Source organism: Thermosynechococcus sp. QKsg1, from assembly GCF_031586415.1.
Lineage (GTDB): Bacteria > Cyanobacteriota > Cyanobacteriia > Thermosynechococcales > Thermosynechococcaceae > Thermosynechococcus.
The window spans coordinates 1,759,366-1,773,257 of sequence record NZ_CP134200.1 but is presented as its reverse complement, the minus strand read 5'-3'; the positions used below and the strand labels follow the sequence as shown (position 1 = coordinate 1,773,257).

Annotated in this window: 13 protein-coding genes and 1 pseudogene; 5 read left to right on the top strand and 9 right to left on the bottom strand. The window is 53.4% G+C overall.

The window, feature by feature from the left end:
• Positions 1 to 30: 30 nt before the first annotated feature.
• From RHP47_RS08715 to RHP47_RS08700, 4 genes and pseudogenes are all read right to left on the bottom strand, one after another.
• The gene (locus tag RHP47_RS08715) at positions 31 to 423 is read right to left on the bottom strand and encodes a Fur family transcriptional regulator (RefSeq protein WP_149820036.1); all 393 of its coding nucleotides are present in this window, start codon (positions 421 to 423) and stop codon (positions 31 to 33) included.
• 43 nt (positions 424 to 466) lie between these two features.
• A pseudogene (locus tag RHP47_RS08710) lies at positions 467 to 688 on the bottom strand (SAM-dependent methyltransferase); the annotation flags it as partial.
• Between the two features lie 133 nt (positions 689 to 821).
• Positions 822 to 2,132 carry a folylpolyglutamate synthase/dihydrofolate synthase family protein gene (locus tag RHP47_RS08705; RefSeq protein WP_149820034.1) on the bottom strand — a complete coding sequence of 437 codons (1,311 nt, stop codon included), beginning with the start codon at positions 2,130 to 2,132 and terminating at the stop codon, positions 822 to 824.
• Positions 2,102 to 2,734 carry an MORN repeat-containing protein gene (locus RHP47_RS08700; protein WP_206201218.1) on the bottom strand — a complete coding sequence of 211 codons (633 nt, stop codon included), beginning with the start codon at positions 2,732 to 2,734 and terminating at the stop codon, positions 2,102 to 2,104. The genes RHP47_RS08705 and RHP47_RS08700 overlap by 31 nt, the downstream gene beginning before the upstream one ends.
• Positions 2,735 to 3,152: 418 nt before the next feature.
• Here RHP47_RS08700 and RHP47_RS08695 point away from each other — a divergent pair, with 418 nt between their 5' ends.
• The 5 genes from RHP47_RS08695 to purU all read left to right on the top strand — a co-directional run bounded on the left by RHP47_RS08695 (position 3,153) and on the right by purU (position 10,121).
• Positions 3,153 to 3,977 carry a carbohydrate ABC transporter permease gene (locus tag RHP47_RS08695; RefSeq protein WP_226972052.1) on the top strand — a complete coding sequence of 275 codons (825 nt, stop codon included), beginning with the start codon at positions 3,153 to 3,155 and terminating at the stop codon, positions 3,975 to 3,977.
• A gap of 187 nt (positions 3,978 to 4,164) precedes the next feature.
• The gene (gene groES, locus RHP47_RS08690) at positions 4,165 to 4,476 is read left to right on the top strand and encodes a co-chaperone GroES (RefSeq protein ID WP_149820030.1); all 312 of its coding nucleotides are present in this window, start codon (positions 4,165 to 4,167) and stop codon (positions 4,474 to 4,476) included.
• A gap of 68 nt (positions 4,477 to 4,544) precedes the next feature.
• Positions 4,545 to 6,182, top strand: a complete 1,638-nt coding sequence (gene groL, locus RHP47_RS08685; RefSeq protein WP_149820028.1) for a chaperonin GroEL — start codon at positions 4,545 to 4,547, stop codon at positions 6,180 to 6,182.
• Between the two features lie 173 nt (positions 6,183 to 6,355).
• Complete coding sequence (gene uvrA, locus RHP47_RS08680) at positions 6,356 to 9,217, top strand: excinuclease ABC subunit UvrA (RefSeq protein WP_310840258.1); 2,862 nt, start codon at positions 6,356 to 6,358, stop codon at positions 9,215 to 9,217.
• A gap of 28 nt (positions 9,218 to 9,245) precedes the next feature.
• The gene (gene purU, locus RHP47_RS08675) at positions 9,246 to 10,121 is read left to right on the top strand and encodes a formyltetrahydrofolate deformylase (protein WP_315863438.1); all 876 of its coding nucleotides are present in this window, start codon (positions 9,246 to 9,248) and stop codon (positions 10,119 to 10,121) included.
• A gap of 7 nt (positions 10,122 to 10,128) precedes the next feature.
• Here purU and RHP47_RS08670 read toward each other — a convergent pair whose 3' ends face one another.
• From RHP47_RS08670 to RHP47_RS08650, 5 genes are read right to left on the bottom strand one after another with little or no spacing between them, the layout of a single operon-like run.
• On the bottom strand, positions 10,129 to 10,908 hold the full coding sequence (locus RHP47_RS08670) for a type ISP restriction/modification enzyme (RefSeq protein WP_286668621.1): 780 nt from the start codon (positions 10,906 to 10,908) through the stop codon (positions 10,129 to 10,131).
• A 46-nt stretch (positions 10,909 to 10,954) separates the two neighbouring features.
• Positions 10,955 to 11,308, bottom strand: a complete 354-nt coding sequence (locus RHP47_RS08665) for a hypothetical protein (protein WP_226971929.1) — start codon at positions 11,306 to 11,308, stop codon at positions 10,955 to 10,957.
• Positions 11,305 to 11,592, bottom strand: a complete 288-nt coding sequence (locus RHP47_RS08660; RefSeq protein ID WP_310840255.1) for an Eco57I restriction-modification methylase domain-containing protein — start codon at positions 11,590 to 11,592, stop codon at positions 11,305 to 11,307. The genes RHP47_RS08665 and RHP47_RS08660 overlap by 4 nt, the downstream gene beginning before the upstream one ends.
• Positions 11,593 to 11,620: 28 nt before the next feature.
• Complete coding sequence (locus tag RHP47_RS08655) at positions 11,621 to 12,355, bottom strand: hypothetical protein (RefSeq protein ID WP_310840253.1); 735 nt, start codon at positions 12,353 to 12,355, stop codon at positions 11,621 to 11,623.
• Positions 12,288 to 13,832: a DEAD/DEAH box helicase family protein gene (locus RHP47_RS08650; RefSeq protein WP_310840252.1), complete on the bottom strand. Its 1,545-nt coding sequence runs from the start codon at positions 13,830 to 13,832 to the stop codon at positions 12,288 to 12,290. The genes RHP47_RS08655 and RHP47_RS08650 overlap by 68 nt, the downstream gene beginning before the upstream one ends.
• Between the last annotated feature and the right edge of the window lie 60 nt (positions 13,833 to 13,892).

Here is a 13,892-nt window from a genome sequence, read left to right as displayed (position 1 = left end):
CCGAAGACGCGCCTGATCCAGAATACCGCTTCAGCGCTGCGCCATCACTTGGCACTTGGCACAAAGACCGAAAAACTCAAGGGTATGGTAGAAAATCTCAAAATGGTAGGACTGTTGTAGCTCAGCTTCTAAGTGCTGGACTGGGCAGCAGTTAATCTGAATCGATGCCCCACAGTGCAAACAGGTGAGGTAGTGTTGATCCTGCTGCACGAGGCTATAGACCAATTCGCCACTGGGCAACGCCCGTGCTTGCACCTCACCATTGATGCGCAGACTATCGAGGGTGCGATAGACCGTTGCTAGTCCTAGGGGAGTTTGCCGCTGCCGTAGTTCCAAAAATAGTTCCTGTGCCGAGAGCGCTCGGCCACTGGCTCTAAGGGCATCGAGAATAATGACTTGGCTACGGGTGCGTCGCGGCGGCATAGCAATAGGACAACGTTACCTTGATTTTACCGTTCCGCTCCGGTGGCAGATGGCAAAAAATAACAATAATCCCATCCCACGCATTTTCACCAAGGTCAACATCCCGCAGATCGCAGTGATAGGTAGTAATGGAAACTCCCCGTTCTTGAGCAAGATAGACGGCATTACGCCCTTCCCCTTCGGCGAGGGAGAGAATTTGCCCTTGGGGCACAAAGTCATGGGCATGGGCTTTGAGGAAATCGTTTGGCTCTGTGCCGTAGAAATAAGTGTCTCCTTATCAATCCGTTGGCATGAGTGCCCCTAGAGAGGTTCTGGCGGGGATGACTTTCGGGTCATCTAGTCAAGACTCTGTGAACGGGGAATCTCCTGCTATACGCCTAGCGTTAGCGGGATGAGCGTCAAAGTCTAGTTGCTTGAGAACCTTTGCTTGCGATCGCCCCCAAAACGCCAGCAATTAAGTAAAGGGAGCCACAGACCACACAGCGATCGCCTGCCCTATCGAGTGCCTCAGTCACCTCCTTAAAAAGACGGCATTCCCCTAACTCAGGGCAACAGGTGTAGGCAAGTGCCTTCAAGTCCTCTAAGTCAGCGCTAGCGTGATCCGGTACGGGTACCAACCACAGGCGATCGCCCCCTCGCAGGAGATGTTTGAGAATCCCCTCATGATCCTTATTGGCGAGCATCCCCACCACCCATGTCACCTCTGTCCAGCCCAGTTGATCCACGTATTGCCGTAGGTAGGCGGCGGCAGGAGCATTGTGGGCACCATCAATGAGCAGTTTGCGCCCTTGCCACTGTAACCATTGCAGTCGTCCCGGCCAGCGGGTTTGCGCCATTCCCTGTTGAATCGCTTCTCGGGAAATCTGCCAGCCTTGAGATTGTAACTGTTGTAGCGTGGCGATCGCGATCGCTGAATTGACCAACTGCATTTCTCCAGCCAAGGGCAAGGGGTACTCCATCCCCCTCCAAATCGCCCATCCCGGCCGCTTTGCACACCACTGGGCTGGTTCTGGCCAGATCGCTGGGCACCCCAAAGCTTCCAAACGCTGCGCAATCACCGCCTCTGCCTCGGGGGGAACAGGGCCAATGACGGCTGGCACGCCCGGCTTGAGAATACCTGCTTTTTCGCCAGCGATCGCCCCCAAGGTATTGCCCAACCGCTGCCAATGATCCCAACCGATGGAGGTAATCACACTCACCAAAGGGGGCTGACATACATTGGTGGCATCCAAGCGCCCCCCCAAGCCCACCTCTATCACCGCCACATCCACCCGCTGCTGGGCAAAATACAACCATGCCGCCGCCGTGATCACTTCAAACTGACTGGGGGGATAAGCCACCTGTGGCAGTACCGCTTTAATGTGTTGAATCAAGGTCAAAAAGACCTCAGGGGCAATGGGTTCACCATCGACACAAATGCGCTCACACCAACTCAACAGATGGGGTGAAGTATAACGTCCCGTGCGATAGCCCGCCGCCCGCAAAACACTATCCAAATAGGCACACACCGACCCTTTGCCATTTGTCCCCGCAACGTGGATCAAGGGCACCTGTAACTGGGGAGACCCCAAAGCACTCAGCAGCGCTTGGATGGGTTCAAGGCCAAGGCGCACCCCAAAGCGGGCGTAGGGACTTAGCGCCGCCGTCAGCGGATCACTCACAGCCTGATTGAAGCAGATTAGCGGGGTTCGCGGCGACCATTGCGCCATGTGGCCACAATGCGGGAGCCATCCGGTAGCGTAAAGACCCCCTGTCCTTCAAATAAGCCATTGCGAAACTGTCCGGCATAGCTTGTGCCATCTCCGAAGGAGAGCGTTCCAGTTCCATGATACTTGCCCGCTAGAAACTGCCCCTCATAGCGGGTACCGTCGGGAAAGGTGAGCACCCCCTCCCCATGGTATTGACCATTGAGAAACGTGCCCTCGTAGCGTTGACCATTGGCCAGTTGGAGAGTGCCCTTGCCATTGAAGATGCCATCCACAAAACCCCCTTCGTAGCGTCCCCCATCGGCATAGGTGAGCACCCCCTGACCGTGGTAGCGTCCATTGCGAAATTCCCCTTCATAGCGGTTGCCATTGGCCATTGTGAGGATACCTTGGCCATTAAAACGACCATTGAGCAATTCCCCTTTGTAGGTGCTGCCGTCGGGAAGTGTCATGGTAACATCCCCGGTGACACGCCGCCCTTCATAGACGGCAATTTGGGCAGTTACAGGAGCTAAGTGCAGGGTTGCACATCCTAAACCAACAAGGCAAGAACTCATCACCCAGCGGTAAATAACAGCAGGATTTGGGTTGTACAGATGAGTCATTACTGGACACTCCACAAGGGTGGACAATTGCAACTTCTCTAACTGGCACAGCTTGTCTCCTATGCAAACTTGGGGAGGAAACTCAAAGCTTTGTCTTGGAATCGGTCTCTGTGCCTGCAGCACTTTGAATAAGCAAGTCCTCAGGAGGGTGGTCAAACACTCTCTTGCGAGACGCAAAGGGTGGTATAGTGCTCCCTTGATAGCGTCTTGAGCAAAATCTTGATTGCAAGGATGTCCTCAAGCGCCCTCCCAACCCCCTGAGTGGGGCAGATAAATCTCTATGAAAGGGGGAAGGAGAATGTACCTCACTGGCAGTTAAAGCAGGGATGAGGGAGAATTGGACATGCAGCCCTCGCCAAGAGGCTGGCTTTCCGAAGGGCGCAGGGTTTTGTTTGGGGAGCGGAAGGTTGTGGATGGGCTGAAACGGCTCTTGGGCAGGGGTCACTCCTTGGGGTTGACCCTAGTATTGACACTGGGGGCGTTGCTGGTTCTCAGCCCCCTACTGGTGGTGCTCTGTACGTCGGGCTGGCCACCGGGAACCCTACCTACCCAATTGTTGCCACCCCAAGGCTGGACATGGCAGAGCTATCAGGCAGCATGGCAGCAGGGACACTTTATCTTGGCCTTTGCCAACTCAACGTTTGTGGCTTTGGCGGTAACGGCGCTCCAGTTGGTGACCTCAGCCCTAGCGGGTTACGCCCTTGCGCGACTTTCGTTTCCGGGGCAACAGACGATGTTGCTGCTGATGCTGGCAACCCTAGTGATCCCATTTCAACTTTTGGTAATCCCAATTTTCCTCATCCTCAAGGCGGGTCATCTGATCAATACCTATGGCGCCTTGATCTTGCCGACGGCGGCCAATGGCTTTGGCGTCTTTTTGATGCGGCAGTTTTTTCTCACATTGCCCGTTGCCCTTGAGGAGGCCGCCCTCTTGGATGGAGCCAATCGCTGGCAAGTGCTCTGGCATATTCTCTTGCCCCTGAGCCGACCGGCCTTGGTCACACTCTTTATCTTCACCTTCATTGGGGAGTGGAATGATCTCTTTAAGCCCTTGGTCTTTACCACCAAGCCAGAGCTGATCACGGTGCAGCTTTCCTTGGCCAATTTTCAGGAGCAGTTCACCAATGATTGGCCGTTGATGATGGCGGCGGCGGTGATTGCCACTGTGCCGGTGATGATTTTGTTTATCTTGGGTCAGCGGCAACTGATTCGCGGCATTGCCACAACGGGACTAAAGAGCTAAAGTTCCGTTCGGAAAACCGTACTGCAACAGGAGTTGCGATCGCCAACCCTCTCTCGCTACATTAGCACTCGAAGGGTGAGAGTGCTAAACAATTGCAAGTGATGCTCTTGCCCCCCAGAAACTGCGCGATGAGCCGTGCAGTGAGTGCTATCAATCCATACTCTTACAATTGGGAGAACAGTACGCTATGGCAGCCGTATCTCTAAGCGTTTCAACTGTGAAGCCTTTGGGCGATCGCATTTTTGTCAAAGTCAGCGAAAGTGAAGAACGTACCGCAGGGGGCATCCTCCTGCCCGACAACGCCCGTGAAAAACCCCAAGTGGGCGAAGTGACCGCCGTTGGTCCTGGCAAACTCACTGAAGACGGCAAGCGTCAGCCCATGGATGTGAAAGTGGGGGACAAAGTGCTGTACTCCAAATATGCCGGTACTGAAGTGAAACTAGCGGGCGAAGACTACGTTCTCCTCTCGGAAAAAGACATCTTGGCCATTGTTGGCTAAGTCGCTGACACTCCTTCATTTCTGTGCGATTTTTCATCACTGTTGAACGATTGAGGTAGGAAACACCTATGGCGAAGCGCATTATCTACAACGAAAATGCTCGTCGTGCCCTCGAAAAAGGGATGGACATCTTGGCTGAATCCGTGGCCGTGACCCTTGGTCCCAAAGGGCGGAACGTGGTTCTGGAGAAAAAATTTGGCGCTCCCCAAATTGTCAACGACGGGGTGACGATCGCCAAGGAAATTGAACTGGAAGATCACATTGAAAACACCGGTGTGGCGCTGATCCGCCAAGCCGCCTCGAAAACCAATGATGCTGCCGGTGACGGTACAACTACGGCAACGGTTCTTGCCCATGCCATGGTGAAAGAGGGGCTGCGCAACGTGGCTGCCGGTGCTAACCCCATTGCCCTGAAACGCGGGATTGACAAAGCCACCCACTTCCTTGTCGAAAAAATTGCTGAACATGCCCGTCCGGTGGAAGATTCCAAAGCCATTGCCCAAGTGGCAGCGATCTCTGCCGGTAACGATGAAGAAGTGGGTCGGATGATTGCCGATGCCATGGACAAAGTGGGCAAAGAAGGCGTGATCTCCCTCGAAGAAGGCAAATCCATGACCACCGAACTCGAGGTCACTGAGGGGATGCGCTTTGACAAGGGCTACATCTCCCCCTACTTTGCCACCGACACCGAGCGCATGGAAGCGGTGCTTGATGAACCCTTCGTGCTGATCACCGACAAGAAAATTACCTTAGTGCAAGATCTGGTGCCGATCCTCGAACAAGTGGCTCGCGCCGGTAAACCGCTGGTGATCATTGCTGAAGACATCGAGAAAGAAGCCTTGGCGACCCTCGTGGTCAACCGTCTGCGCGGTGTCTTGAATGTGGCTGCGGTGAAAGCTCCCGGCTTTGGCGATCGCCGTAAAGCAATGCTCGAAGATATTGCCGTCCTCACAGCGGGTCAAGTGATCACCGAAGATGCCGGTCTGAAGCTGGAAAATGCCAAGCTAGATATGCTCGGTAAAGCTCGCCGCATCACCATCACCAAAGATCACACCACGATTGTGGCCGAAGGCAATGAAAAAGCCGTCAAAGCTCGCTGCGAGCAAATCCGTCGCCAAATCGAAGAAACCGACTCCAGCTACGACAAAGAAAAACTGCAGGAGCGGTTAGCCAAACTCGCTGGTGGTGTGGCGGTGATTAAAGTTGGTGCTGCCACTGAAACCGAAATGAAAGATCGCAAACTCCGTCTGGAAGATGCGATTAACGCCACCAAAGCCGCTGTGGAAGAGGGGATCGTTCCCGGTGGCGGTACCACCTTGGTGCACTTGGCGCCTGAGTTGAGCAACTGGGCGGCTGAGCACCTGACGGGTGAAGAACTGATTGGTGCCAACATTGTTGAGCGTGCCCTTAGCGCTCCCCTGCGTCGCATCGCTGAAAACGCGGGTCAAAACGGTGCCATCATTGTCGAACGGGTCAAAGAAAAACCCTTCGATGTGGGTTATGATGCCGCCAAAGATGAATATGTCAACATGTTCGATGCTGGTATCGTTGACCCTGCCAAAGTCACCCGCTCGGCTCTGCAAAATGCGGCCTCTATTGCCGGTATGGTGCTGACCACCGAGTGCATCATCGTTGACAAACCCGAACCCAAGGACAACAATCCTGCGGGTGCCAGTGCCGGCATGGGCGGTGACTTCGACTACTAAGCCCAATCCAGCGGTGAATCCCTCAGACTCACTGGGTTCACCGCAAGTAACCTAAGTCACACTCACAGCGGGGAAACCACACCCCGCTTTTTTATTGGATGGTGCCAAACGGGTCTGGCAGCGTTGCTATAATAACCCTCAAGTAACGTTTTTTAACATTCGCAGTTTGCAGCATGGGCGATCCAGTGCCTACGGGTGAAATTCGGGTTCGGGGTGCACGGCAGCATAATCTGAAAAACATTGACCTCGATCTGCCCCGCGATCGCCTGATTGTGATGACAGGGGTTTCTGGTTCCGGTAAGTCCTCTCTGGCCTTTGACACGATTTTTGCTGAAGGGCAACGCCGCTATGTGGAGTCCCTCAGTGCCTATGCGCGGCAATTCCTCGGCCAGTTGGATAAGCCGGATGTGGATGCCATTGAGGGGCTGAGTCCAGCGATTTCCATTGATCAAAAGTCCACTTCCCACAATCCTCGCTCGACGGTGGGCACAGTCACGGAAATCTATGACTACCTGCGGCTGCTCTATGGCCGTGCGGGTGAACCCCATTGCCCCCATTGCGATCGCTCGATTCGCCCCCAAGCCATTGATGAAATGGTGGATCAGGTGATGCAGTTGCCCCCTCAGACCCGCTTTCAAGTCTTAGCACCCATTGTCAAGGGCAAGAAGGGCACCCACAAGAAGCTGCTAGCGAGTCTAGCCAGTGAAGGTTTTGTGCGGGTTCGGATTGATGGCGAGGTGCGCGACCTCAGTGATGCCATTGAACTGGATAAAAACCATGCCCACACGATTGAAATTGTTGTCGATCGCCTTGTGCTGAAGCCGGGGATTGAGGAACGCTTAGCGGACTCGCTGCGAACGGCGTTGCACCATGCCAACGGCACAGCAATGGTCAGTGTGGTACCCCGCGAGGGTGAGGCTGAGGGTCAAACCCTCCTATTTTCCGAAAATTTTGCCTGTCCGGAGCATGGGGCAGTGATGGATGAGCTATCGCCGCGGCTGTTTTCCTTTAACTCCCCCTACGGTGCCTGTCCAGAGTGCCATGGCTTGGGCTATTTGCGCAAATTTAGCCCGGAGTTGATTGTCCCCAATCCTGAACTACCGGTCTATCTGGCGATCGCCCCCTGGGCCGAGAAAGAACATGATTACTACCTTGCTCTCCTCTGGGGCGTTGCTGAGGCCTTTGGCTTTGACATCCATACACCGTGGTACCGCCTCACGGAGTTGCAACGGGAGATTATCCTCTACGGCACCGATACCCCAATTCTCATCCCCGCCGATTCCCGCTATCGCAAACGGGACTACTACCGCCAATTTCAAGGGGTGATCCCAATTTTGGAGCGACATTACCGCGAAGCCACCTCTGAGGCCTACCGCCAAAAGCTGGAAGAGTACCAAGTCAATCAAACCTGCCCCGCCTGTGGTGGTCAACGCCTAAAACCCGCCGCCCTAGCAGTGCGCTTGGGGCAATATCGCCTCACGGATCTCACCAGTGTCTCGATTCGCGAGTGTTTGGCACGGCTGCGATCGCTCCAACTGAGCGCCCGCCAACAGCAGATTGCGGAGCTGGCCCTGCGGGAAGTGACCGCGCGATTACAGTTTCTCGTGGATGTGGGACTAGATTACCTGACGCTGGATCGCAGTGCGGCCACCCTCTCTGGTGGTGAAGCCCAACGCATTCGCTTGGCCACTCAAATTGGCTCTGGCCTGACGGGGGTGCTCTATGTCCTTGATGAACCCAGCATTGGCTTGCATCAGCGGGATAACGATCGCCTGCTGCAAACGCTGTTTCGCCTGCGGGATTTGGGGAATACACTCATTGTTGTCGAACACGATGAGGACACGATCCGCGCTGCCGATCACATTGTTGATATTGGTCCAGGGGCGGGGATCCACGGCGGCCAGATTGTGGCTCAAGGCAGCCTAGAGGCGATTCTCAATCATCCCGACTCCCTGACGGGGGCTTATCTGTCGGGGCGCAAGCGCATTGAAACCCCCAGCGATCGCCGGCCGGGGAATGGTCAATCCCTAATTCTCAAACAGGTATCTCGCAATAATCTCAAGAACATCACCGTAGAAATTCCCCTCGGTAAGCTGGTGTGTCTGACGGGGGTATCGGGGTCGGGGAAATCCACCCTCATGCATGAAGTCCTCTATCCTGCCCTGCAGCACCATCTTGGTCACAATGTGCCCCTGCCCAAGGGACTTGGCGAGATTGAAGGCTTAAATGCCATTGATAAAGTCATTGTCATTGACCAATCCCCCATTGGGCGCACCCCCCGCTCGAACCCTGCCACCTACATTGGGGTGTTTGATGTTATCCGTGAAGTCTTTAGTCAAACCGTAGAGGCCAAGGCACGGGGCTATAAACCAGGGCAATTTTCCTTCAATATCAAGGGCGGACGCTGTGAAGCCTGCGCTGGCCAAGGGGTGAATGTAATTCAAATGAACTTTTTGCCCGATGTCTATGTGCAGTGTGAGGTGTGCAAGGGGGCACGCTACAATCGCGATACCCTGCAAGTGAAGTACAAGGGCTGCTCGATTGCTGATGTCTTGGATATGACCGCCGAGACAGCACTGGCCTTTTTTGAAAATATCCCCAAGGCAGTGAGCAAGCTGCAAACCCTCGTGGATGTGGGCTTGGGCTATCTCAAACTAGGGCAAACGGCACCGACCCTCTCTGGGGGCGAAGCCCAACGCTTGAAATTGGCGGCTGAACTGTCGCGCCGCGCCACGGGCAAAACGCTCTACTTGATTGATGAACCCACCACGGGGCTATCTTTTTACGATGTGCATAAACTCCTCGAGGTGTTGCAGCGTCTCGTGGACAAAGGCAACTCGATTTTGGTAATTGAGCACAATCTAGATGTGATTCGCTGTGCCGATTGGATTATTGACCTTGGACCAGAGGGGGGCGATCGCGGCGGAGAAGTGGTTGCCGTCGGCACCCCTGAAGCGGTGGCACTGATGCCTCAATCCTATACAGGGCATTATCTGGCCAAGGTGTTAAATCGCGCCGCTGCCAATTCGCAGTAGTAGAATACAGGTTGCTCTGCCTTGCGGTGTGTCTATGCCGACGATGACCCTCGCCATTTCCTGTCCCGATCAGCGGGGGCTAGTGGCCAAGTTGGCGCAGTTTGTCTATCGCTACAACGGGAACATTGTCCATGCCGACCACCACACCGATGCCGTTGCGGGCATTTTTCTCTCCCGCCTCGAGTGGGAACTAGAGGGCTTTGAAATCCCCCGCGATCAAATTGCCGCGACTTTCATCAACTATGCGCAGCGGGAAAAGGTCTTTGCCAGTTGGCAAGGGGTGCGCTGGCAGTTGCGGGCATCGGATATTCCCTATCGCTTGGCCATTTGGGTGAGCCGCCAAGATCATTGCCTGTGGGATTTGCTCCTGCGGCAGCGAGCGGGAGATCTCTTTGCGGAAATTCCCCTGATTATCAGTAACCATGAACATTTGCGTCCCATTGCCGAGCAGTTTGGCATTGACTTTCACTATATCCCCGTGACACCAGAGACCAAGCCCCTTGCCGAAGCCAAGGAACTGCAACTCCTCAAGGACTACAAGATTGATCTGGTGGTGCTGGCCAAGTATATGCAGGTGCTCAGTCCAGAATTTATTGAGGCCTTTCCCCAAGTGATCAACATTCACCATTCATTTTTGCCTGCCTTTGCGGGGGCGAATCCCTACCACCGTGCCTATGAGCGGGGAGTAAAAATCATTGGTGCCACGGCCCACTATGCCACAGCGGATTTAGATGAAGGGCCGATTATTGAGCAGGCGATTGTGCACATTAGCCATCGCGATACGGTGGCGGATCTGATTCGCAAGGGCAAGGATTTAGAACGGGTGGTCTTGGCACGGGCAGTACGGCTGCATTTGCAAAATCGGATTCTGGTGTATGGCAATCGCACGGCAGTCTTTGCCTAGGAGCTGATTAGGGGGCAGTTGCCTTTTTGCTGAGGAGCTTGAACTTTGGAAGCTGTTGGACAATCTGGACCGTTTCGACGCTCACTCGCACCACGCGCTTCAGTAAGTCAATAATGTAGCGGGGATCTGCTGACCAGTCGTTGGGGTCATTGCGAATTTGGCTGTCTTTATCCACAGTGACTTGATAGTGATCCATCACCCACTCGATGGCAGGCTTGCCATTCACCACATAGTCATAGGCTTGAAGAGGAATCCCCGTTAGGGTGACATAACGGTTGTAAATAATCGTGGTCTTATCCACCTGCTGCCCTTTTTTGGCAAAGCGCATCTTTTCAACGCGATAGAAGGTTTTGGCATCAGTGGTCAGGGGGGCTGCCAACTCAGTGAGGGGGTAGGGGTCAATGGTTTCATAGTGGAGATGCCAGTGAGCCAACTCTCGGCCTGCCTTGCTAAAGCCCCAAAAATCTTCAACGTAGGGAATGCGCGGCAGCATCTTTTTCAGGTCATTGGCGTAGCGTTGGCGATAGTCAGGACTGTGCAAAATGCCATAAACGTAGTAGAAAATATCCTCTTTACCGATTTGGGTATCCCCGTAGGTGTCGCGAAAGACTTTGAGGATGGCATCATTGATATTCTCTTTCTGGCGATAGCCCGTTGATGTGTTGCTCTCAAATAACGATCCCTGTGGCGTGGCTTCAACTTTTTCATAGGTATAGAGGGGAAAACATTGGCTATTGGAAATTAACTCTAAGTCGGGTACTGATGCTTTTAGGGTCTGTATTGACAAAAGAAACAAAGTTTTCAAACTCTGGATTGCGAGCATTGATCCAATCTTACTGCTCATTGGGTGTAACCTCTTGCCAAGGTAGGGTTGTGTAGTCACCAAAGGTGGCAATCTTGCTTAGTTTCTCTTCCCGACTCAGATAATAGCCAATATCGTGATAGTAAATTTCATGATTGGTTTTGGCAGGATTCTTGATCAACAGGGTAATGGCAACTGTATTTGTACAACCTTGACCAAAAATTTGTCCCCCCTCTTTCTTAGCTCGCTCACCAGAAGTTTTCTGTCCTCTTAGTCCCCGCAGATTAAAGACATAGACACTGGTAAACTCATCAGCAAGACATTTGCGCAAGCCATCCATTGCATTGCTGTCAATAAAGGAGCCGTTTGTCACAAAGGCAATCACGCCTTTTCCCCTAGACGATCCGTTGCCCAGCGAATAGCACGAATATATGAGTCATAAGGACTTCTTTTTGAAGTCGCGTTAGAAAATTTTGCATAAGTCTCAGCAATCTTTTTATCAAGTCTCTGGTATTTTAGATTTTTGTTACTATCATTTTCGCTCTTTTGCCCTGCGGAATAGGGCGGATTGCCAATGATCACGGTGATCTTTTCTTGTTTCTGCGCTAAAACGCGGCGATTGTTTTCAGGGAAGAAGGCTTCATTGAGGGTGTCCTCGTGTTCATACATTTGAAACGTATCGGTGAGGACAATGCCGTTAAAGGCCGTTAAAGGGGGCGTAGTGTCCTGTAAGGCTAGCGTAGGCGGTTTCAATGTTGATGGCCGCAATGTAGTAGGGCAGTAGCAGAATTTCGTTGGCGTGGAGTTCGCGGCTGTACTTGGTGGGCAAGGCTTCGCGGGGAATCAAGCCACTCTGGAGCAACCGCACAATAAAGGTTCCCGTCCCCGTAAAAGGATCGAGGATATGCACATTCTCTGAGGCTAGACTGAGGCCAAATTCCTGCTGGAGCGCTGCATCGGCACTGCGGATGATGAAGTCCACAATTTCCACAGGGGTATAGACAATGCCCAACCGCTCTGCCATTTTCGGAAAGGCCAGCTTAAAGAATCCCTCATACAACTCAATGACAATTTTTTGCTTGCCCTGTAGGTTGTCAATACCGCTGGCACGCAACTTGACGCTGGTATAAAAGTCCTCTAACTTGGCGGTTTCCTTGTCGAGAGCCTGCCCCTCTAGCACCGCAATCATCGTCTCCATCGCTGCCGAAACGGGGTTGTACTGGCTAAAGGCATAGTCGGCAAAGAGGGCATCAAAAACGGGTTTGGTAATGAGGTGCTGCGACAGCATCTCTATGGTGGCGGCTGCGGTAATGCTGGGGTTGATGATCTCCTGCAAACTGGCGACAAAGGCATCAAATTGGGCCCTAACGCTGGAATTTTTGGCGATGATGCCCTCCATGCGCGTGCGATGGTGATCGGCAAGGATGGCCACATCCTTGGCCCAGTCCTCCCAATACTGGCGATCGCCACACTTTATGCACCACCTTGGCGTAGAGGGCTTCTTTCCACTCCTCCAGTTCTGGCCAGTGAAACGCTAACTGCACGGGTGTGAGGTCGTTGTCAATTTCTTCACTGTCTTCACGGCCACCCCCAATCCCAATCACATCAATTTGCGGGGGTCGCTGCTGATTGAGTGCCAGCTTGTTGACAATGGCATTAAAGCGATCGTCGTGCGCCCGTACGGCCTCACCAAAGCCCAAGCGGTGCAGTTCCTTGCCATAGATGGCTTCCTCATCCATCGAGCAAAGGGTGATGTTTTCTTCTAATGCCTTGCTCTTGGCGCGATCGCCATACAGGCGCGGTGTTGCCGTCATATAGAGGCGTTTCTTGCCTTGGACGTGCTCTTGACGGTGGACGCGGGTAAATTGCGATTCCTCTTGGCTAGAGAGAATCACGCCCGTGGTGCGGTGAGCCTCATCGCAGATGATCAAATCAAAGGGGGGTAGGCCAGCCTTTTGGGCGGCAGTAATGCTCTCAATCGATTGATAGGTGGAGAAAATCACCGTCATCTTGTTGGTTGCTGCTGCTGCCCCCTTGCGAATCTTCTCGCTATCGGTGGTTGCAGGAAAGGGTAGATCACTGGCTTTGAGGTCTTCGCTGTCTGTGCGCCGCCCCACCTTCACATCGGAGCAGACGGCAATGGGATGTAGGGGAATTTCTGCTTCGGCAGTCCACTCCCGCAAACTCTGAGACAGCAACGAAATCGAGGGCACCAGAAAAAGCACCCGTCCCCCTTTGCCCACCATCCGCTCAGCAATTTTCAAAGCCGTAAAGGTTTTGCCCGTGCCACAGGCCATGATCAGCTTGCCGCGATCGGCGGTTTGCAATCCTGCGATCACATTGTCAACGGCTATTTGCTGGTGGGGACGCAATTCCTTGCGGGGAAGGCGTTTGAGAGAATAGCTTCCCTTGGCATCTTGGAGCCGCTGGCTACCTGTGGGTATGGTGTCGCTAGAAAACTGCTCCCAATCAATGGGGCTATTGGCGAGGTCGTGTACCGTGAGGCGATGGACGGGGACTTTTTGATTGTCAAGAGTTTTGTTCAGATTCTCTGACCAGCGATCGATGGTAGAGACCAAGAGCCGATGACTAAATTCCGCCTTGCCCGAGGCTGCCAAAAAGGAATCCACATCACTTTTGCTGAGAGTATGCTCAGGATGGTAAAACTTGCACTGAATCGCCCAAAGCTCGCCACTGATCCGTTCTTTGGCCACCAAGTCAATGCCAATGTCGCCACTATTGCCCCGCTGCGGATACTCCCACCACAGCCACACATCGCTAAATAAATCCTGATAGTAAGGGTCAGTGCGAAAGTAAGCCTGCATCAACCGCTCAAAGCGATCGCCCAAGTGCCGTTTTGACTCTGCTGCTGCTCGAAACTCCGCCAAAATATCATTGATCGTAGCCATGAGACTTGTTGCACTGCTAATTTTTTCTATAATACAGCCCTTTTCTCAAACAGGCGATCA

What these genes read in the sequence shown, in the direction of transcription:
- groL (WP_149820028.1), top strand. Translation starts at nt 4,545, where the DNA reads ATGGCGAAGCGCATTATCTACAACGAAAATGCTCGTCGTGCCCTCGAA.
- RHP47_RS08705 (WP_149820034.1), bottom strand. Translation starts at nt 2,132, where the DNA reads ATGGCGCAATGGTCGCCGCGAACCCCGCTAATCTGCTTCAATCAGGCT.
- uvrA (WP_310840258.1), top strand. Translation starts at nt 6,356, where the DNA reads ATGGGCGATCCAGTGCCTACGGGTGAAATTCGGGTTCGGGGTGCACGG.
- groES (WP_149820030.1), top strand. Translation starts at nt 4,165, where the DNA reads ATGGCAGCCGTATCTCTAAGCGTTTCAACTGTGAAGCCTTTGGGCGAT.
- RHP47_RS08700 (WP_206201218.1), bottom strand. Translation starts at nt 2,734, where the DNA reads ATGACTCATCTGTACAACCCAAATCCTGCTGTTATTTACCGCTGGGTG.
- RHP47_RS08660 (WP_310840255.1), bottom strand. Translation starts at nt 11,592, where the DNA reads ATGTATGAACACGAGGACACCCTCAATGAAGCCTTCTTCCCTGAAAAC.
- RHP47_RS08715 (WP_149820036.1), bottom strand. Translation starts at nt 423, where the DNA reads ATGCCGCCGCGACGCACCCGTAGCCAAGTCATTATTCTCGATGCCCTT.
- RHP47_RS08650 (WP_310840252.1), bottom strand. Translation starts at nt 13,832, where the DNA reads ATGGCTACGATCAATGATATTTTGGCGGAGTTTCGAGCAGCAGCAGAG.